At 57.2% G+C, this 19336-nt stretch carries 16 protein-coding genes; 8 read left to right on the forward strand and 8 right to left on the reverse strand.

Features of this window, described 5'->3' with window-relative positions; translation table 11 throughout:
• Positions 1 to 16: 16 nt before the first annotated feature.
• The 5 genes from D0C27_RS15765 to cysS form a co-directional block, all read right to left on the reverse strand.
• Positions 17 to 1270 (reverse strand): aspartate kinase, encoded by a 1254-nt coding sequence (locus D0C27_RS15765; RefSeq protein WP_088450888.1) that lies wholly within the window; start codon positions 1268 to 1270, stop codon positions 17 to 19.
• A 167-nt stretch (positions 1271 to 1437) separates the two neighbouring features.
• Complete coding sequence (gene tilS, locus D0C27_RS15770; protein WP_431188478.1) at positions 1438 to 2385, reverse strand: tRNA lysidine(34) synthetase TilS; 948 nt, start codon at positions 2383 to 2385, stop codon at positions 1438 to 1440.
• Between the two features lie 130 nt (positions 2386 to 2515).
• Positions 2516 to 3481, reverse strand: coding sequence for an acetyl-CoA carboxylase carboxyltransferase subunit alpha (locus D0C27_RS15775; protein WP_022983527.1), 966 nt, complete (start codon positions 3479 to 3481; stop codon positions 2516 to 2518).
• 26 nt (positions 3482 to 3507) lie between these two features.
• On the reverse strand, positions 3508 to 4179 hold the full coding sequence (locus D0C27_RS15780; protein ID WP_042483969.1) for a DNA-3-methyladenine glycosylase family protein: 672 nt from the start codon (positions 4177 to 4179) through the stop codon (positions 3508 to 3510).
• Positions 4164 to 5615, reverse strand: coding sequence for a cysteine--tRNA ligase (gene cysS / locus D0C27_RS15785; protein WP_035270889.1), 1452 nt, complete (start codon positions 5613 to 5615; stop codon positions 4164 to 4166). The genes D0C27_RS15780 and cysS overlap by 16 nt, the downstream gene beginning before the upstream one ends.
• Before the next feature lie 264 nt (positions 5616 to 5879).
• On the opposite strand from cysS, the gene D0C27_RS15790 reads away from it, so the two are divergent.
• From D0C27_RS15790 to D0C27_RS15800, 3 genes are all read left to right on the forward strand, one after another.
• The gene (locus tag D0C27_RS15790) at positions 5880 to 6491 is read left to right on the forward strand and encodes a tetratricopeptide repeat protein (protein ID WP_230940582.1); all 612 of its coding nucleotides are present in this window, start codon (positions 5880 to 5882) and stop codon (positions 6489 to 6491) included.
• A 169-nt stretch (positions 6492 to 6660) separates the two neighbouring features.
• Complete coding sequence (locus D0C27_RS15795; protein WP_045931048.1) at positions 6661 to 7170, forward strand: peptidylprolyl isomerase; 510 nt, start codon at positions 6661 to 6663, stop codon at positions 7168 to 7170.
• The gene (locus D0C27_RS15800; RefSeq protein WP_009457818.1) at positions 7160 to 7960 is read left to right on the forward strand and encodes a UDP-2,3-diacylglucosamine diphosphatase; all 801 of its coding nucleotides are present in this window, start codon (positions 7160 to 7162) and stop codon (positions 7958 to 7960) included. The genes D0C27_RS15795 and D0C27_RS15800 overlap by 11 nt, the downstream gene beginning before the upstream one ends.
• A 1092-nt stretch (positions 7961 to 9052) precedes the next feature.
• Here the strand turns inward: D0C27_RS15800 and D0C27_RS15810 are convergent.
• From D0C27_RS15810 to D0C27_RS15820, 3 genes are read right to left on the reverse strand one after another with little or no spacing between them, the layout of a single operon-like run.
• Complete coding sequence (locus D0C27_RS15810) at positions 9053 to 9913, reverse strand: undecaprenyl-diphosphate phosphatase (RefSeq protein WP_022983525.1); 861 nt, start codon at positions 9911 to 9913, stop codon at positions 9053 to 9055.
• 26 nt (positions 9914 to 9939) lie between these two features.
• On the reverse strand, positions 9940 to 11523 hold the full coding sequence (locus D0C27_RS15815) for a TerC family protein (protein ID WP_035270896.1): 1584 nt from the start codon (positions 11521 to 11523) through the stop codon (positions 9940 to 9942).
• A gap of 58 nt (positions 11524 to 11581) precedes the next feature.
• On the reverse strand, positions 11582 to 12373 hold the full coding sequence (locus D0C27_RS15820) for an inositol monophosphatase family protein (protein WP_035270898.1): 792 nt from the start codon (positions 12371 to 12373) through the stop codon (positions 11582 to 11584).
• A gap of 108 nt (positions 12374 to 12481) precedes the next feature.
• Between D0C27_RS15820 and D0C27_RS15825 the strand changes: the two genes are divergently transcribed.
• From D0C27_RS15825 to mdcA, 5 genes are all read left to right on the forward strand, one after another.
• Positions 12482 to 13330: an RNA methyltransferase gene (locus D0C27_RS15825; RefSeq protein WP_009457826.1), complete on the forward strand. Its 849-nt coding sequence runs from the start codon at positions 12482 to 12484 to the stop codon at positions 13328 to 13330.
• Between the two features lie 145 nt (positions 13331 to 13475).
• Positions 13476 to 14246, forward strand: coding sequence for an IclR family transcriptional regulator (locus tag D0C27_RS15830; protein ID WP_022983524.1), 771 nt, complete (start codon positions 13476 to 13478; stop codon positions 14244 to 14246).
• A gap of 633 nt (positions 14247 to 14879) precedes the next feature.
• On the forward strand, positions 14880 to 16289 hold the full coding sequence (locus D0C27_RS15835) for a short-chain fatty acid transporter (RefSeq protein WP_035270901.1): 1410 nt from the start codon (positions 14880 to 14882) through the stop codon (positions 16287 to 16289).
• A 9-nt stretch (positions 16290 to 16298) separates the two neighbouring features.
• Complete coding sequence (locus D0C27_RS15840) at positions 16299 to 17579, forward strand: amidase (RefSeq protein ID WP_115634115.1); 1281 nt, start codon at positions 16299 to 16301, stop codon at positions 17577 to 17579.
• A 57-nt stretch (positions 17580 to 17636) separates the two neighbouring features.
• Positions 17637 to 19319 carry a malonate decarboxylase subunit alpha gene (mdcA, locus tag D0C27_RS15845; protein WP_035270904.1) on the forward strand — a complete coding sequence of 561 codons (1683 nt, stop codon included), beginning with the start codon at positions 17637 to 17639 and terminating at the stop codon, positions 19317 to 19319.
• The last annotated feature ends 17 nt before the right edge of the window (positions 19320 to 19336 follow it).

Here is a 19336-nt window from a genome sequence, read left to right on the forward strand (position 1 = left end):
CAAATAGCTAAAGGGATTATTTTTCCTGATCCAGCTCGAACGTCTTGTGCAGAGCACGCACCGCCAATTCCATGTACTTGTCGGCAATAATCACCGAGGTCTTGATCTCGCTGGTGCTGATCATCTGGATGTTGATGCCCTCTTCGGACAAGGCGCGGAACATGGAGCTGGCAATACCAGCGTGGTTACGCATGCCGATACCAACGATGGACACTTTGCACACGGCTTCATCAAACACGATTTCGCCAGCGCCCACAGCCGGGCCGACCTGGTTCATCAGCAGTTCCTTGGTACGCAGCGCGTCGTTGCGGCTGACGGTAAAGGAAAAGTCTGTGGTGCCCTGAACCGACAGGTTCTGCAAAATCATGTCGACTTCGATGTTGGCCGCTGCGATGGGGCCCAGAATGGAATAGGCCACGCCGGGGGTGTCGGGAACGGCACGCAGGGTGAACTTGGCTTCATCACGGCTGAAGGCGATGCCAGAGACAACGGCAGCTTCCATTTTTTGGTCTTCCTCGAAAGTAATCAGCGTACCCGAAGACATTTCTTCTTCGAGCGAAATCATGGGGTCGGTCATGGAGGACAAGACGCGCACAGGCACCTTGTACTTGCCAGCAAATTCCACAGACCGGATTTGAAGAACTTTGGAGCCCAAAGAGGCCATTTCCAGCATTTCTTCAAAGGACAGCACTTTCATGCGACGTGCTTCGGGCACGACGCGCGGGTCGGTGGTGTAGACACCATCCACATCGGTAAAGATCAGGCATTCGCTGGCCTTCATGGCAGCGGCAACAGCCACCGCGGAAGTATCCGAGCCACCACGACCCAAGGTCGTGATATTGCCTTCTTCATCCACCCCCTGGAAGCCGGTCACAACGACCACACGGCCTGCGTCCAGATCCTGGCGAATGCGGGTGTCATCAATAGAACTAATGCGGGCACGAGTGTAGGCATTGTCGGTCTTGACGGGAACTTGCCAACCGGCGTAGCTGCGGGCGGGAACGCCCTGGGCAGCCAAGGCCATGGCCAACAAAGCGCTACTGGCTTGTTCGCCCGTAGCGGCCAGCATATCCAGCTCGCGCGGATCAGGCTGAATACTCAGTTCTTTGGCCAGGCCTAGCAAACGGTTGGTTTCACCGGACATGGCCGAAGGAACCACCACAACTTGGTGCCCGGCGGCATGCCATTTGGCAACCCGACGCGCCACATTCTGGATGCGCTCGATCGAGCCCATCGACGTGCCGCCATATTTATGTACGATCAGGGACATCTTTTACTCTGCATCAAAGGGCTAAGGTCTGGGATAGACACAAAACCCAACTATTCTAACGACTTTCTGTGCCCCAAGCGCAGGCTCTACCATATACACACGCAAAAAAACACATACTTTGTCGACTCAACACCATAGCCCACGCTCCTGCCACAGGCCACCCCAAACTACTTACTTGCATGATCGGCCACCCGGCCTGCTTGCTGGTCGCCTGGACCGGCAGATTCGATCTGCACCCGGCCTCGCACACAGCGCACCAGGTTCTGTCCATGCTTCCACATCAAATTTCTGTCGTGCCCCCGGGCATGCAGCCCGCGCAGTTGCTTGAGCAGTTCTGCCAGACGCGCTTGCGTAGGCAAGCCAGCGCCCTGCTCCTGCAACCAATAACGGAGCACCAGGCTTTGCCGCGCTGGCTCCAGACTACGCCAGGCCACCAAACTGAAACTGCGTCCTGTTTCATCAGGTTCCAGTGTCAGCCAGTCCTGGCTGGCCACACTATCCAATACTTCCTGTGTTTCGCGGCTTAGCTGGGCTTGACGCTGCAAACGGCTTTGCCAGCCCGGCCAGCGCGCGTCGAGCACAGGCGTGAGCAAATCGCGCACTGCGCCACGGGTGTAATCAGGATTGATATTGGTGGGATCTTGTACCGCATGCCAGCCTGTGGCTGCGGCAAACGCATCACTGGCTTGAAGAATAAGTGCCCTGGGCTGCTCCAGCCAGGGTCGCCAGTACTGCAATTGATCGCGCTGCATACGGGGTGCCATCGCCCCCAGACCGGTTATACCCGTGCCACGCAGCAAACGCATCAGAACCGTTTCGGCCTGATCATCTTGATGATGAGCCAGCAGTACATGCTGCAAGCCAACAAAATGCGCCAGTTCAGCCAGGCCTTGATAGCGGGCATCTCGCGCGGCGGATTCCATGCCATCTGCGCTTAGACGGCGGGACTGTACCTGGACCCGCAAACTGTGACAGGGTCGCTGCAAACGCGCAGCCAAGTCATGCACATGCGCTTGCCACTGATCGGCAATGGCTTGCAGGCCGTGATGAATATGGAAAAAATGAAGTGTGACTTTGCGGCGGCTGGCCCAAAGATGGGCATGTACCGCCAGCATTGCCGAGTCCGCACCACCACTTAAGGCGACAGCGACGCAATCGCCGCTTTTGAAACTTAGGTGATGGTTAAGCGCCTCCAGCAGCGGGGGTGAGGGGCTAAAGCCCCCCAGCTGACTGGAAGGCAATGGATCAGGCACGAACTTCCTGATAACGACCGTAGGCCAATAGACGTTCCATACGCTGCGCCAGCAGTTGTTCGGTGCTCAGGCCCGAGACCTGACGCAAGGCGTCGGCCAGGGCACGGCCCAATTGACGCGCCATCATGGTGGGGTCGCGATGTGCGCCACCAATGGGCTCGTTGATCACACGATCAACCAGGCCCAGTTCTTTCAGACGGGGAGCGGTAATGGCCAGGGCTTCAGCCGCCACAGGAGCCTTGTCTGCGCTGCGCCACAGAATCGAGGCGCAACCTTCGGGCGAGATCACGGCGTAGGTGGAGTATTGCAGCATGGAGACCACGTCACCCACGGCAATCGCCAACGCACCACCCGAACCGCCTTCACCAATAATGGTGGAGATGATAGGTACACGCAGTTTGGCCATGGCAAACAGGTTATGACCGATTGCCTCGGACTGACCACGCTCTTCAGCGCCAATACCAGGGTAGGCGCCGGGAGTATCAATGAAGGTAAAGACAGGGATACCAAATTTTTCCGCCAACCTCATCAAGCGCAGGGCTTTACGGTAGCCTTCGGGGCGCGGCATGCCGAAGTTGCGACGGGCGCGCTCTTTGGTATCACGACCTTTCTGGTGACCAATCACCATGCAAGGCGTACCGTTGAAACGGGCCAGACCACCCACAATTGCCAGGTCGTCCGCATACATGCGATCGCCATGCAGTTCGTGAAAGTCCGAGAAGATCTGGTTTACATAGTCCAGGGTGTATGGACGTTGTGGATGGCGAGCAACCAGGGCCGTTTGCCAAGGCGTGAGCTTGGCGTAAATGTTCTTGGCCAGCGTCTGGCTTTTTTGCTGCAGACGGCTGAGTTCCTCTGAAATATCCACAGCGGAATCAGATTGCACATAGCGGAGCTCTTCGATTTTGCCTTCGAGCTCGGCCAAAGGCTGCTCAAATTCCAGGAATGTATTTCGCATGTCGGTTCTTAAGGTTTAGGCCTAATTTAATATCGTACCGCAACTGTGTTCAGACTGCGCCACAGATGCCAGGTAGCCACCGTGCACCACGGTGCCCACGCTTGAGCAACTTCACGCGCCTCGAACCGGGAGACCGGCTCGCCGCTGAAATAGTGCTGAGAGATTGCCTTGAGCAGGCCCGCATCATCCAAAGGGAGAACATCGGGTCTGTGCAAGTTGAAAATCAGAAACATATCAGCCGTCCAGCGGCCTACACCACGAATGGCGCACAGGTCCGCAATAACGGCTTCGTCAGACAGGGACTGCCATGCCTGGGGGTCGATTTTACGAGCATCAAAGTGAGTCGCCAAATCAACAATATATTCGGCCTTGCGTTTGGGCAGACCCAAACCATGCAGGGCCTCGTAACCCAGTTCCAAAATAAGTTCAGGCGAGAGTGCCTGGCCACAGCCGTCCAGCAATTTGCGCCACAGCTGATCCGCCGTACGCGAGGCCAGTTGCTGGCCCACGATGGAACGCACCAAAGTGGTGAAAGCCGGAGCCTGATGTTGCAGCCAGTAGTCGCCATGCTGGGGGATGAGCTTGCGCAAGATACGATCGCGCTTCATCAGCTGGGCGCAGGCGTCGTCCCAGTAATCAGGTTTGCCCACCAAACGAACTTGAGGGCCGGATTGAACGCCGCTTAGGCCCTGCGCCATTGTGTTGCTCCACCTGGCCGATCTTCCAGCTCTACGCCCTGCTCTTTAAGCTGCTCACGGATGGCGTCGGCGCGCGCAAAGTCGCGATTCTGTTTAGCCTGGCCGCGTTCCGCCAGAAGCTCGTCAATCTGGGCGTCGCTCAAGGAATCGGCACCGGCCACGCTGGCCGCCTGACCAAAGCGTGTGCTGGCGCGCCAGTAGACGGCGGGGTCCACCTGCAAAAGACCAATCACGCCACCCAGGGCACGCATCAAGCCAGCGGCCTGCGCATCCTTGTCGCGGTTGGCTTGGCCAGCCAGCTCAAACAGAACGGCAATAGCACCGGCCGTATTGAAATCGTCATTCATGGCTTCGGCAAAAGCCAAAGCGGGGCCTTGAGTCCAGTCAATTTGGACGTCGGCGGCAGGAACGTGTTGAAGGGTCTGGTACAGACGGTCCAAAGCCTGCTGAGCATCGCGCAGATTATCTGGTGCGTAGTTTTGCAGGCTGCGGTAATGGTTGCGCACAATAAAGAAGCGCAACATTTCAGCTTCACGCGGGTTGGCGATGTAGCTGCTTTCTTCGTCGGCCAGACCTTCGGGCGCCACGGTATCGCGGATGCGACGGAAGTTGCCCAGGGACTTGGACATTTTCTCCGAGTCCACCATCAGGGGGCCGCAGTGCATCCAGACATTGGCCAACTGACCGCCAAAAGCGCCTTCCGTTTGGGCAATTTCGTTTTCGTGGTGAGGGAACTTCAAGTCCGGGCCACCGCCGTGAATATCCAGGGGCAGGCCCAGCAGCGCCTTGCTCATGGCCGAACATTCGATGTGCCAGCCCGGACGGCCCAGACCGTAGGAGGACTCCCATTTGGATTCGGCGGGTTCGTCTTCTTTAGCCGACTTCCACAGCACAAAATCCAGAGGGTCACGCTTGGCCGAGTTCAGGGCAACACGCTCACCGGCACGCAGATCATCCAAAGAGCGACCCGACAATTTGCCGTAGCCGGGGAACTGACGCACGGCGTAGTTCACATCACCGTCTTCGGACTGATAGGCCAGGCCGTTTTCTTCCAGCTTGGCAATAATGCCCAGCATATCGGGCACGTGCTGCGTGGCGCGTGGTTCCGAGTCAGGGCTTTGCACACCCAGGGCCTTTTCGTCGGCATGCATGGCGGCAATATAGAAGTCCGTTACCTGAGACATCAGTTGCTTGCGCTCGACGGCACGGCGGATGATCTTGTCATCAATATCGGTAATATTGCGCACATAGGAGACGCGATAGCCGCTTGCTCGCAACCAGCGCTGCACGATGTCAAAGCTGACCAGCATACGAGCGTGTCCCAGGTGACAGAAGTCGTACACCGTCATGCCACAGACGTACATACGCACGTGGCCCGGTTCAACCGGAGAAAACACCTCTTTAGAGCGTGACAACGAGTTATAAATGCGCAACATGGCCTGTAATCGTCATAAAATCGGAACCTTGTGCCAGAACAATTGCCCTTGGATCAGGTTCCGTATTTCCCGCCCGGCAAGAGGCAAGGTTAGAATGATGGTCAATAAGTATAGCAAGCAGACCTCGTTAAAGGCAGCAATCTACCAACCTTCCTGGTCTTCAAGCCAGATTTTATAGGCGCCCCCTCTGTGTTCAGTACACCTAGACGGACTCGGTTTCTCGCTCCTTGCACCCTGGCCCTTTTTCTGGCCCTGGGTCAAAACGTGAGCGCCCAATCCCTGCCCGATTTGCCCCCGCCCAGTGCGCGGGTGAACGATCCCTTGCTGGATATCGCTCCCGAACCTGAACGTGGCTGGAAGGGTCTGGCCCGTGCTCTGGACGTGCTGGCCCCCAGCGTCGATACCTCTTTGCCGCTTAGCGCCGCTGAAGTCAGCCAGCGCATCAGCACCTTGATTGCCCAGGGCCGTCATGCCGACGCCTTGCAGGCTATTGAAAAACAGCTGGCGCAGCGCGAGGACCGTGGCGAACCCGGTGCCAATGTGCAACTGCTGTTTTTAAAAGCACGCGCCCTGTCGGCCAGTGGTGACCACAATGGCGCCATCAGCCTCTACCAGAACATGACCACCTATTACCCGGAGTTGCCCGAGCCCTGGAATAATCTGGCGGCCGAGTACATTGCGCAGGACAAGCTGGACCTGGCCCTGGAAGCCCTGAAAATGGCTTTGACCGCCGATCCCTCCTATGCACTGGCCCGCGCCAATATGGGTGAAGTCCAACTGATGCTGGCCAATGATACCTACCGTCAGGCCGCCGCCAGTGGTGTGCCCAAAGCAGCCCAGCGTGCGCAACAAACTGGCCAAATTCTGCAACAATAAGATTTTTCTTTGACTGGGTTGTCCCTATCTTATGTTTGCAAGCACATTTCAATGGTGTGATCAGGCTCGCAGCTTGCGCACCCTGCTTATTGCTGCCTGTATGGCTATGCCTATGATGAGCAGTCCGGCTATGGCAGCAGATTCTTCCACTTCTTCTGAAGGCACTTCTATGAGCACCTCTCCACGCGTCCAACTGCAGACGAACCAGGGCACCATCCTGATCGAACTGAACGCAGAAAAAGCCCCCAACACCGTAGCCAACTTTGTGGACTACGTGTCCAGCGGTTTTTACGACGGCACCGTGTTTCACCGTGTGATCAACAACTTCATGATCCAGGGCGGCGGCTTTGAGGCCGACATGAAGCAAAAAGCCACCAACGCTCCTGTCAAGAACGAAGCCGACAACGGTTTGAAGAACGACAAGTACACCCTGGCCATGGCTCGCACCTCCGACCCACACTCGGCTACGGCTCAGTTCTTCATCAACGTGGCTGACAACGACTTCCTGAACTTCACCGCTCCTACCGCCAATGGCTGGGGCTACGCCGTATTTGGCCGCGTGATCGAAGGCATGGACGTGGTCGACAAGATCAAGACCGTGCGCACCGGCAACAAGGGCTTCCACCAAGACGTGCCCGTTGAGGACGTCGTTCTGGAAAAAGCCACGCTTGTCGAATAAGCTCACGCTTGCGGGCAACATCTGGATTGCTGCAGACCTGCATCTGGGTCCGGACAATCCAGACACCGTCCAGGATTTCCTGCAGTTTCTGCACTCCGCCCAGCATCAAGCTCATGCCTTGATCCTGGGCGGTGATATTTTCAATGCCTGGATTGGTGACGATCAAATCGCCCACCCTGCTCCCTGGCTTGCTCAAGTCAGTGAGGCGCTGCGCACATTCGCGCAGCAGCATCCGCTGTATCTGATGCGCGGCAATCGCGATTTCCTGCTGGGCCAAACCTACGCCCGCCATGTTCACGCCACGCTATTGCCCGATCAAGTCGTTCTGGACACTTCTGCCGGCCTGATTCTGATGTCGCACGGCGACGAGTACTGCCTGGACGATCTGGCCTATCAACGCTTTCGCCATTGGGTACGCAAACCCTGGCTCCAGAAACTCTATCTGGCCTGCCCTTTAAGCTTGCGTCAGCGTATTGCTGATTCAGCCCGCGCCGGTAGCCAGCGCGGCAAGCAATACAAGTCCAAAGACATCATGGATGTGCAGCCTGCAGCTATTGTGGCAGCCTGCGAGGCGCATCCTGTGCAGGCCATGGTTCATGGCCATACACATCGCCCTGCAGTACATGACATTCCCGGCTTTGAGCCGGTACGCCGCTGGGTACTCCCGGATTGGGAGTCTGACTCCTCGGAAGGAGGACGACGGGGCGGCTATATCAGCATTGAAGGTGTACAGCTCTGCCTGCACCAGTGGGGGCAAGAGGATCAGTGTCAGACACTGGGACCTCAGTAAGAGTGACTTCACCTACAGCCAGCTAGGTTTAAGCTCCACGTCTTTTTATACCTTCTTGCGATAAAACCTGTTTTTCTTCACACGGTGCTGGTGGCAGGAATCAAGGTGGGTGCATAAGCATTTTTGAGGGGGCAGTTGGGCTCGACTTGGCGGGTCTCCGGCCCGTGCTGCGCACGAGTTCCCTGGTCTCTTGCAGTATCCAGGCGCCCTGTGAACTCGCGGGGTGGCTCGTCCCCCGGATGAACCACAAGCGCCCCGCTCAAACAGCACAGGGCTTGCATCCTGGATACTGCAAGAGCCTGCGGCCAGAGCCCTGACTCGCCCGTCGAGCCCAACTGCCCCCTCAAAAACGCAAAAAAGACCGTGATTTTTGCCAACAAGATACTTTCGCTCGCGGCAACCAAAGCGGACCACCGAAGGCTGGTCTCGTGCCCGACCACCGACTCTTGGCGCCATGAGCAGCAAGGCTGCTTGTCCCTTCCTAACTGTGAGCCTCTCGGTTCGTCTGCCCCGGTATCCGGGCGGTTCAGACTGCTTGCCGCAGGCGGTATTCGGATACGGGGTGCAAGCGCCCTTCTGTTTGAGCGGGACGCTTGTGTCTTGTCCGGTGGACAAGACACCCCGCGCGTTAAGGGCGCGCCCGTATCCGAACACCGACCAGGGTACCGGTGCGCAGCACCGGCAAATAGTCAGCCCGGATACCGGGGCAGACGAACCGAGAGGCGTCTTGCTGAGACCAAGCTCCTTTCAATAAGCAGCAGCGTATCGAAACCGAACCAGGCCAGACCAAATGACGGGCGACAAACCCGCTATTTGCCAACAAACCCTTGAACACAATAATCACCAAAAAAGTGCCTATCAAATTGGTACATCGCTAGATACGCGGACAGACAGACGGATAGACAGCTAGACAGATAAATAGATAGATAGATAGATAGATAGATAGATAGATAGATAGATAGGTAGGTAGGTAGGTAGGTAGGTAAAGTATGCGCGTGAAACGACGACATTTACCAAGCCTCCCTGAAAAGAAAAATCCCCGCTGGCAGATCAAGCAAGCGGGGATTTCAAAACATCATAGGCGGCAAAGGTCTAAGTCATCAGCCACACAAACAATACTCCGCCCAACGCAATCCGATACCAGGCAAAAGGACGATAGGTGCGACTGGACACAAAGCGCAGCACGGCCTTCACCAGGAACAAGGCGCTAAAGAAAGCAGCAACAAAGCCCACAATAATCGCGGTGCTTTGATCTGCACTCAAGGACGCACCGTTGCGATACAGGTCATAAACCGTAGCAGCCAGCATGGTTGGCATGGCCAGGAAGAAAGAAAACTCCGTGGCGGTCTTGCGCTGAATACCGGCCAGCATGCCGCCGATAATAGTGGCGCCCGAACGTGAAGTACCTGGCACCATGGCAATACATTGGGCAAACCCAACCACCAAAGCCTGCTTCCAGGTGATCTCTTCCAAGGCAAAGGCGGTAGCCTTTTGCGAGGTGGCGGTTTCACCCTGATCCAGCTCCGACGTGTTCTTCGCGTACTGCGGTTTGCGCTCGACCCACAGCATCAACAAACCACCCAATACCAGCGTGAACACAAACACAATCTGGTGATGGAACAAGGCTTTGACGTACTGAATCGTCAAAGCACCAATAACGGCAGCGGGCAAAAAGGCAATCAGCAGATTGCGAGTGAACATCAGCTCGGTACGATCTCCGCGCAAGACCCCGGTGATCAGCTGAATCAAACGGGCGCGAAAAATCCAGATCACGGCCAGAATCGAACCAAACTGAATGACAACCTCGAAGACCTTGGCATCACCCGAGGAAAAATCAATCCAGGAGCCCAGGATCAGCAAGTGCGCCGTACTGGAAACCGGAATGAATTCCGTGATGCCCTCAACAATCCCCAGAAACAGGGCTTTCAACAAATAGAGAGTTTGCTCAGTCATGTTGTCCGAATCAAAGCCAATAAAAATTAAGACGCCAGAAATGGATCGATTTGTTCATCATCGTATGGCACACGTTCCAGGCTGACCTGCGAAATGCGACGCCCTTCCAGCTCTTCCACCTTGAAGCGATACACCGCATCGCTTTGCTCAAGCACACACACATCGCCCACCTTGGGCAATTGTCCGAAACGCGTCAGCAGATAACCGGCCAGGGTGGCATATTCTTCCTCTTCATCCACCAGACCATCCACACCCAGCATCTGTTCCAGATGATGCAAGTCCGTAGAGCCGTCCAGGAGCCAGTGGTCCTGGGACTCCTGGACAATATCGGGAGTTTCGTCCTCGCTGGGGAAGTCGCCTGCAATCGCCTCGAAAATATCCAAAGGCGTCACCAAACCTTCAATAGTGCCGAACTCGTCCGTCACCATGACCAGCTGCCCGCGGCTTTGCTTGATGGTTTCCATCAGGTCCAAAATCCCGATGGACTCATACACAAAAACCGGCTGACGCAATTGGTCCAGACGGATATGACCATGAATCAGCAGGTCTGCCAGTAACTCTTTGCTTCGACCAATGCCAATAACCTCATCGAGCGAACCGCGACACACTGGCACCATGCTATGGGGTTCATGTGTCATCTTTTCGCGCAGGACCTCAGGATCGTCCTGCACATTCACCCAGGTAATCGCATTGCGCGGCGTCATCACCGAATGCACCGTGCGCTCGGACAAGGTCAATACACCACTGACCATATTGCGCTCTTCCTGACCGAACACCATTTGCGCCGCCGCACCGGGCAGATCCGGCCCGATGGCCGTTTCACCGGAAGCGGGACGCTTGCCCAACATGCGCAGCACGGCCTCGGCCGTACGCTCACGCATGGGCCGGCCCGCCTGCAACATGCGCAACTTGCGACGCGCCAGCTGGTTGAACATCTCGATCAGGATGGAGAAAGAAATGGCCGCATACAGGTAACCCTTGGGTACATGTACACCAAAGCCTTCGACCAGCAAGGAGAAGCCAATCATCAACAAAAAGCCCAGGCACAGGATCACTACCGTAGGCCGGCTGTTGATATAGGCAGTCAACGGCTTGGAGGCCACCAGCATGATGCCAATGGCAATGACCACCGCCGCCATCATGATGGGCAGGTGCTCGACCATACCCACCGCAGTAATAACCGCGTCGATGGAGAACACGGCATCCAGCACCACGATCTGCGCCACGATGACCCAGAAGCTGGCATACATGCGCGAGCCGGAAGCATGAGCGCTGCGGTTCTCAATACGTTCGTGCAGCTCCAGTGTGCCCTTGAACAGCAGGAAAAAACCGCCCACGATCATGATCAGATCGCGGCCTGAGAAATCCAGGCTGAATATGGAGAACAAAGGATCGGTCAGCTGCACCAGATGGGACATGACCGTCAGTAAGCCAAGGCGCATCAGCAAGGCCAGTGACAGGCCCAGCACACGAGCCCGGTCGCGCTGCGCCGGAGGCAGCTTGTCGACCAAAATTGCAATGAACACCAGGTTATCGATGCCCAGCACAATTTCCAGAACTACCAGTGTGAGTAACCCAACCCAGGCGGTCGGGTCCATCAACCACTCCATCTCAGCTCCTTGGCGCTGTGATTAAAAGAACACCCCGGCAATGCCGGGGTCTAGGTTCTTAATCTTGCAGGTGCGACAGCATCTGAATAAAGATCTTCGGACTGGCGGCAATCACATTGCCAGTCTCTTTCCAGGTTTGTTCGCCTTCAAAGTCGCCCACCAGACCACCAGCTTCAGTTACCAGCAAGGTGCCGGCAGCCAAATCCCAGGGTTTCAGGTTAACGGCGCAGAAACCATCCAGACGACCAGCGGCCACATAAGCCAAATCCAAAACCGTTGCACCCACGCGACGCACGGCAGCACATTCGGCCAGCATATCGGCAAATGGGGAGGTGGGTTTCACGCCTGCACCCGAATCCGGCACGTGTGCACCGATCAAGGCATCGTGGTAACGAGTCTGGCCCGACACACGAATACGCCGGTCGTTCAGGAAGGCACCACCGCCACGGCTGGCCGTGAACATTTCATTGCGGTTGGTGTCGTAAATGACGGCATGGGCAGCCTGGCCACGGTGCATCAAGGCAATCGAAATTGCGTAGCACGGAAAGCCGTGGATAAAGTTGGTGGTGCCATCCAGAGGATCAATGACCCACTGGTATTCGGGAGTACCTTCGCCTGCGGGTTCCAGCGGTGGGCGCTCGCCCGTTTCCTCGCCGATAAAACCGTGGTCGGGGTAGGCTTCGCTCAACACTTCAATGATGGCTTCCTCTGCTGCGCGATCCACTTCCGTGACATAATCTTTAGGGCCTTTACGCGCAACCGACAGGTGCTGGAGGTCCAGACTGGCGCGAGAGATAATGGTGCCGGCACGGCGAGCCGCCTTGATGGCGGTATTGAGCATCGGGTGCATGGAAATTCCGTTTTTTTAACAATAATTGAGCCTGCCTGGCGTGCCCTGTTGCAGGGCAAAATCGCGTGAGCAGACACAGGAAGCGTAGCTTCAAAGTAGCTATTTTAAATGACTCAGACGCAAGCATCGGCATTTGATGATAATTTTCACCGGGTTCGCTTCATTATGGTGCAACCCAGCCACCCTGGAAACGTGGGCGCAGCAGCGCGAGCGATCAAAACCATGGGCTTTGGCGACTTATGTCTGGTCGACCCGCTAGACCCGGACGTTGCACAAAACCCTCAGGCAATCTCGCTGGCCAGCGGTGCCGTCGACGTTTTGGAGCAAGCAACTATTGTTCCCACTCTGGCGCATGCACTGGAACCGGTCACTCTGGCTTTTGCCCTGACGGCCCGCCCCCGCTATTTAGGACCGCCAGCCGCCGATATACGTCAGACTGCCGAACTGAGCCGTGAGCATCTGCGCCAGCACGCCGGAACCGTCGCCATTGTGCTGGGGACCGAACGCGTGGGCCTGACCAATGATCACATCAGCCAGTGCCAATACGTCTGCCATATTCCGGCCAATCCTGAATACAGTTCCCTGAATGTCGCCCAGGCTTTGCAACTGGCTGCCTGGGAATTGCGCTATGCCTTGCTGGCTGAAAGCGGTGCCAGCCTGCTGCCCCATACGGATGGCAAGGCAGACCCTGGCAAGGAGCTGGCTCCCCAAGCCAAGGTGCAAGCCTTGCTGCAGCACTGGGAACAGGCCATTGAAAGCGTCAAGTTCCTGGACCCCAAACACCCCAAGAAGCTGGTGCCCCGCATGCAGCACCTGTTCGGTCGCGCCCAGCTTAGTTTGGACGAAGTGGATATGTTGCGCGGCCTGTGTACCGCCATGATCAAGACCGCTAAAACAGCGGGCCACCCCATCCCTGAACAACGTAAAGACGAATCGGCAGGCCCGGAACATCGCTAAAACCTGCCTTCAAACGCGCTCCCCCTCTTGCCCGCTGCACCCAGCGGGCATTGTCCTTTATGAGCGATCACACAGTGGACACTTTCTTGGCTGGCGTATATTCTTACTGAGTTACTTTTTCGGTAAGCAATAGCTGTTTTCAAGCATGAACACTCCCGAGACCGTAGAACCGCAGGATCAGGCCGGGCCGCGCACCTTGCAACGCGGCCTGCTGGTGCTCAAGACTTTGCAGAATCATCAAGGCAAAGGACTGAGCGTCACCGACCTGTCGCGCGCCACGCAATTACAGCGCCCCACCATCTACCGGCTGCTGGCCGCCCTGATCGATCACGGTCTGGTTCAGAACAGCAGCCATAGCCGTCGCTACAGCGCCACGCGCCAGGATCAGGGCCTGTTTGGACTGGACCCGCGTGTCACCATCATGCAGCCCATCATGCAAGAGCTGGCTCAACAGACTGGCGACGCGGTCTTTCTGGTGGGCCGCGATGGCGACGACTCCGTTAGCCTGTGGCGCGAAATTGGCCCCTACCCGGTACAGATTCTGGCCACTTATGTCGGCAAGCGTCAGCCTTTGGGCGTGGGTTCGGGTGGCATGGCCTATCTGGCCACACTTGGGGACGAAGCGATCGAGCAGATTATCGAACGCAATGCCAATCAGCTGGATCAGTACGGTGGCATGACCCAGCGCGAGATGCGCCAGTTGGTCACCAACACCCGTATCCGGGGCTACTCGGTTGTAGGCAACTACGCCGTACGCGGTGCTTTGGGTGTGGGCTGCGCGCTATGCGACCACAAAGGCCGCCCCATTCTGGCCATGAGTGTCACGGCCATTACCGAGCGCATGCCTGCGCCACGGCAAAAAGAAATTGCCGGTTTGCTGCGCGACGCGCTGGATTCGGTCGCCGACAAGTTTTAAATCTGGGCGGATTTCTCCCCCTGAATGGTGTCGGATCGTTAACACCCTCATCCGCACACAGCCTGCCCTGTGTGCTTTTTTACGTCTCGAAGTTCATTCCCTCTGTCTGCTTTTCCAATCAACGCAGATGGCTCCTCCAGGCTCAGCCTGTCAAAAAAAGAGAAACTACGCTGGCTATAAGCCCAGTCCCTTCCCACGCCGCACTCCCCCCAGGTTGGCGTATGAAAAAAAAGCAGTTCCGTTTCAAACAGCGCCCTGTCCGCAACTCAAACTGATCCTCTAATCAGTTCGTTTTAGCTAAATATCCCCATCTCCCGTAAAACACGCGGCTTTATACCCAAAGCCGCGTGTCGCAGCATTCGCACGCCCTTTTCTCCCTAGGGTTAACGCGTCATCGTTTCGCCGCGCGTAAATAAAACAACATTTGCTTTATTGATCCACGCACTAGCCTGTCGCTATCTTGTGGGCACAACGATAAGCCCCCTAAGGGGCACACCATAAAAAAGGAAGGCGAGATACAGGCAACAGTCATTACCGAGGAGTACGCGCTAGCGGGACTGTGTATCCAGCATCCACATCCATCAGCCGACCCACTAGCCAGGTCGGGGAGACAAAAACAAGGATAAGTTCATCATGAACACCACTGCTACCCTCTCGGCCAAACCCAGGCCAAACTTGCTGACCCGCTTTACCAATATCTGCGTGCGTTACGTAGAAAAGTGGATGCCGGACCCGTATCTGTTCGCCGTCATCCTGAGCTTGCTGGTTGTAGGACTGATTGCCCTGTTTGTCGATGGCGCCACCCCCGGAGGAATGGTGGATGCCTGGTATCGCGGGGTATGGGGCCCCAAAAGTATTTTCACCTTTGCCCTGCAAATGGTGCTGATTCTGGTGACGGGCTACACCCTGGCTGAAGCACCGCCCTTGAAACGCGCCATCATCTGGTTGGCCTCCCGTGCCCGCACACAAGTTGAAGGCGCCCTGTTGTGCTTTGCCGTGGGCGCGATCTTCTGCCTGCTGAACTGGGGCCTGGGTCTGGTGGCTGGTGCCCTGGTTGCACGCCAGGTTGCCCGCCGTCTGCCCAATGTGCACTTTGGTTATCTGATTGCCTCGGGTTATATGGGTTACCTGCTCTGGACTCAAGGTCTGTCCAGCTCGATTGCCCTGGCCAATACCGACCCCAACAGCCCCATCAACGTCATCCATCAACTGACCAGCATGACGGTGCCGTTCAGCCTGACCATTTTCCAGCCCTATAGCTGGATTCCAGTTGTGGCCCTGATCATCCTGCTGTTTCTGACGATCTGGCGCATGGAGCCTGACTACGCCTTGCCGCCTGACCCCGCCGTCTTTGCTGACATTGAAAAAGACCTGCCCAAAACCAAGCCCAGCACCCCGGCTGAAAAGCTGGAAAACCTGTGGATTCTGAATGTGCTGTTCTTTGCCGCGGGTATGTACTACTTCGTGCGCAGCGGTTTTGCGCTGAACATCTCATCCATGATCATGCTGTTTACCGTCACCGGTGCCCTGCTGCACTGGACGCCTATCCGCTTTATCAAATCCTTTGTCGAGTCCGCCAAAACGGCAGGCCCGTTGATTCTGCAGTACCCGCTGTATGGCGGCATCATGGGCTTGCTAGCCTATATCCCCATGGAAGGCGGTCGCGCCCTGGAAGAAATCCTGTCCTCCGCGCTGGTGACTGGGGCCAATGAATACACTCTGCCCTTCCTGACCTTTATCGCCTCCATCATCATCTCGCTGTTTGTTCCTTCCGGTGGCGGACACTGGGGTGTGCAAGGCCCCATCGCTGTGCAATCGGCCCTGGCCATTGGTCAGGACGGCCCTGCCTACCTGGGCCTGATGTCCATGGCCGTCGCCTTTGGCGAGGCGGTGGCCAACATGATCCAGCCCTTCTGGCTTTTGCCTGTGCTGGCCATTGCGCGCCTGAATGTACGACAAGTGATGGGCTTTACTGTCGTGGCCTTTCTGATTGGCACCGTCATTTTGACGATTGCTATTCTTATCGCACCCTTCACGATCTAAGGACGCGCCATGTCTGTGAATGATTTCGCTACCCGAAACAGGACATCTAGCCAGGAGGCAGCAGAGGCAGCAATTGCCCGCTACGAACAAACCGAGGATCTGATTCAGGCCTTTGCCCATCTGGACAAGGAGCAGGTACGGCGTGTCGCCCAAGAGCAGGAGAACAACACCGGCCCTTTAAAGGGGCTGGTCATCGGCATCAAGGATTTGATCAATACGGCGGACGCTCCAGCCACCTATGGTTCGCCCATTTATCGCGACAACCGCCCCACCCAGGACGCTGCCATTGTGCAGGCTCTGCGTGCGGCCGGTGCCGTGCCTTTTGGCAAAACCGTCACCACGGAATTTGCGCTGTTCAGCCCTCCCAAGACACGCAACCCCTGGAATCTGGAGCACACGCCGGGCGGTTCGTCGTCCGGCTCGGCCGCTGCCGTGGCCGCCAATGTGGTGCCGGTAGCTTTGGGCACCCAGACAGCGGGGTCCGTGGTGCGCCCCGCCACGTTCTGCGGAATTTATGGCTTCAAACCCAGCTTCGGCGCCCTGCCCAGCAGCGGCTTGAAAACCATCAGCCCGTCTCTGGACACCTTGGGAATTTTGGGCCAGCGTCTGGAGGATGTGCGCCTTGTGTTCAACGCGCTGCGCAGCACGCCGGAAGTATCGCAAGTCCTGCAGCAAGCCCCTTTGCGCCTGAGCTTTTTGCACACGCCCTGGTGGGAGGACATTGCCGAGGATTTGCGTGATCGGCTGGAAGCGACCGTGACTCACCTGAAAATGGATGACGGCCAGTTTGAAGTTCAGCTTAGCGACAGGGACAGTCTGTTTGGTGAACTGACCCACGCGCAGCAAGCCATCATGGGAGCTGAAGTACTGGCCCATTTAAGCCATGAACGCCAGCAACACCTGGAACTGCTCTCGCCTGCTTTGCAGACTTATCTGGATAAATGCGCACAGACTCAACCTGCCGAACTGATTCAGGCTCAAGGCCTGATCAATCAGGTCAAGCGCCAACCCGAGCTGATCTTCGGCGACGCAGACCTAATCCTGAGCGCCGCCGCCTTGGGCGAGGCTCCCACACGCGACACCACGGGCGATCCCGTGCTGTGCCGTGCCTGGACGGCATTGGGCATTCCATGCATCAACTTGCCCATCGGCTTTGGCAGCCACGGGCTTCCTTTAGGACTGCAAGTGGCTGCCCGCCCTGGGCAAGATGACCTGCTACTGGAAGCGGCCACCCGCATTGCCCATCGCCTGGGCACATTAACTATCGCGCTGCCTGAACTCCGATCCTGAAGGGTCGGGCAGCTTACTCAACGGATCACATCGACAGAGGTAGGACAGGGAAACCCAATGACGGACAGCAACTGGAATCTTAAGAATCAAGCCCGCCAGCAAAGACTGCAACGTGCCAGCCGCGCACTGGGAGACTCTTTGCAAGGCAAGATATGCAGCACGGATAAAGCCAGCAGCTTGCTGGAAGCCGTATTACAAGTAGGAGATCGAGTATGTCTGGAAGGCAATAACCAGAAGCAGGCCGACTTTCTGGCCGACGCACTGGTGGGCGTCGACCCAGCGCAGATTCATGACCTGCACATGGTGCAATCCGTGCTGGCCTTGCCCCAGCATCTGGATGTGTTTGAAAAAGGCATTGCCAACCGCCTGGACTTCAGCTTTTCCGGCCCGCAAGGTGCGCGCCTGGCCAGGCTGGCCTCAGCAGGACGACTGAACATCGGTGCCATTCATACCTATCTGGAGTTGTTTGCCCGTTACTTTGTAGATTTGACCCCGAATGTCGCGCTCATCGCGGCCCAGGCCGCCGATGAGCACGGCAATCTGTACACCGGCCCCAATACCGAAGATACCCCGGCTATTGTGGAAGCCACTGCCTTTTCCGGCGGCATTGTCATCGCCCAGGTCAACGAGCTGGTCGACAGCCAGACCACCCGCCTGCCACGCGTGGACATTCCCGCCGACTGGGTGAACTTTGTCGTGCCCGCTCCCCGCCCGCACTTTATCGAACCGCTGTTTACCCGCGACCCAGCCCAGATCAGCGAAATCCAGGTCTTGATGGCCATGATGGCGATCAAGGGCATCTACGCGGAATACGGTGTGCAACGCCTGAACCACGGCATCGGTTTTGATACCGCCGCCATTGAACTGCTGCTGCCCACTTACGGCGAATCGCTGGGCCTGAAAGGCAAGATTTGCCAGCACTGGGCCTTGAATCCGCATCCTGCCCTGATCCCGGCCATCGAAGCCGGTTGGGTGCAATCGGTGCACTCCTTCGGCTCCGAGCTGGGCATGGAAAACTATCTGCGAGCCCGCTCCGACGTGTTCTTCACCGGCCCGGATGGCAGCATGCGCAGCAACCGCGCGTTCTGTCAGGCGGCTGGCCACTACGCCTGTGACCTGTTCATCGGCTCCACCTTGCAGATCGACCTGCATGGCAATAGCTCCACCGCCACGCTGGGCCGTATTGCCGGTTTTGGTGGCGCACCCAATATGGGCGCGGATGCTCGCGGTCGTCGCCACGCCAGCCCCGCCTGGTTGAAAGCCGGGCAAGAGGCACGCCAAGGACGCCAAGGTGCAGCCGGTACGCCACGTGGTCAGAAGCTGGTGGTGCAGATTGTGGAAACCTTCCGCGAACACATGACGCCCGCCTTTGTGGACACCCTGGATGCCTGGACCCTGCAGGAGCAGACCGGCATGGATCTGCCGCCCATCATGGTGTACGGCGACGATGTCACTCACATCCTGACAGAAGAAGGCATCGCCAATCTCTTGCTGTGCCGTACCGACGAAGAGCGCGAACAAGCCATACGGGGTGTTGCCGGCTATACGCAAGTGGGCCTGGGCCGAGATGCCCGCATGGTGGAGAACCTGCGTGATCGCGGCATCATCCGTCGCCCTCAAGATTTGGGCATAGACCCACGCCAGGCCACCCGCAATTTATTGGCCGCACGCAGCATGCGGGATCTGGTTCAAGCCTCCGGCGGGCTGTATCAACCTCCGGCACGCTTCCGTAACTGGTAATGGCCCGCCACGCTATT

The sequence above is a fragment of the Alcaligenes faecalis genome, from assembly GCF_005311025.1.
GTDB classification, from domain to species: domain Bacteria; phylum Pseudomonadota; class Gammaproteobacteria; order Burkholderiales; family Burkholderiaceae_B; genus Alcaligenes; species Alcaligenes phenolicus.

What these genes read in the sequence shown, in the direction of transcription:
- D0C27_RS15765 (WP_088450888.1), bottom strand. Translation starts at nt 1,270, where the DNA reads ATGTCCCTGATCGTACATAAATATGGCGGCACGTCGATGGGCTCGATC.
- tilS (WP_431188478.1), bottom strand. Translation starts at nt 2,385, where the DNA reads ATGCTGGCGGTACATGCCCATCTTTGGGCCAGCCGCCGCAAAGTCACA.
- D0C27_RS15775 (WP_022983527.1), bottom strand. Translation starts at nt 3,481, where the DNA reads ATGCGAAATACATTCCTGGAATTTGAGCAGCCTTTGGCCGAGCTCGAA.
- D0C27_RS15780 (WP_042483969.1), bottom strand. Translation starts at nt 4,179, where the DNA reads ATGGCGCAGGGCCTAAGCGGCGTTCAATCCGGCCCTCAAGTTCGTTTG.
- cysS (WP_035270889.1), bottom strand. Translation starts at nt 5,615, where the DNA reads ATGTTGCGCATTTATAACTCGTTGTCACGCTCTAAAGAGGTGTTTTCT.
- D0C27_RS15795 (WP_045931048.1), top strand. Translation starts at nt 6,661, where the DNA reads ATGAGCACCTCTCCACGCGTCCAACTGCAGACGAACCAGGGCACCATC.
- D0C27_RS15810 (WP_022983525.1), bottom strand. Translation starts at nt 9,913, where the DNA reads ATGACTGAGCAAACTCTCTATTTGTTGAAAGCCCTGTTTCTGGGGATT.
- D0C27_RS15815 (WP_035270896.1), bottom strand. Translation starts at nt 11,523, where the DNA reads ATGGAGTGGTTGATGGACCCGACCGCCTGGGTTGGGTTACTCACACTG.
- D0C27_RS15820 (WP_035270898.1), bottom strand. Translation starts at nt 12,373, where the DNA reads ATGCACCCGATGCTCAATACCGCCATCAAGGCGGCTCGCCGTGCCGGC.
- D0C27_RS15825 (WP_009457826.1), top strand. Translation starts at nt 12,482, where the DNA reads ATGACTCAGACGCAAGCATCGGCATTTGATGATAATTTTCACCGGGTT.
- D0C27_RS15830 (WP_022983524.1), top strand. Translation starts at nt 13,476, where the DNA reads ATGAACACTCCCGAGACCGTAGAACCGCAGGATCAGGCCGGGCCGCGC.
- D0C27_RS15835 (WP_035270901.1), top strand. Translation starts at nt 14,880, where the DNA reads ATGAACACCACTGCTACCCTCTCGGCCAAACCCAGGCCAAACTTGCTG.
- D0C27_RS15840 (WP_115634115.1), top strand. Translation starts at nt 16,299, where the DNA reads ATGTCTGTGAATGATTTCGCTACCCGAAACAGGACATCTAGCCAGGAG.
- mdcA (WP_035270904.1), top strand. Translation starts at nt 17,637, where the DNA reads ATGACGGACAGCAACTGGAATCTTAAGAATCAAGCCCGCCAGCAAAGA.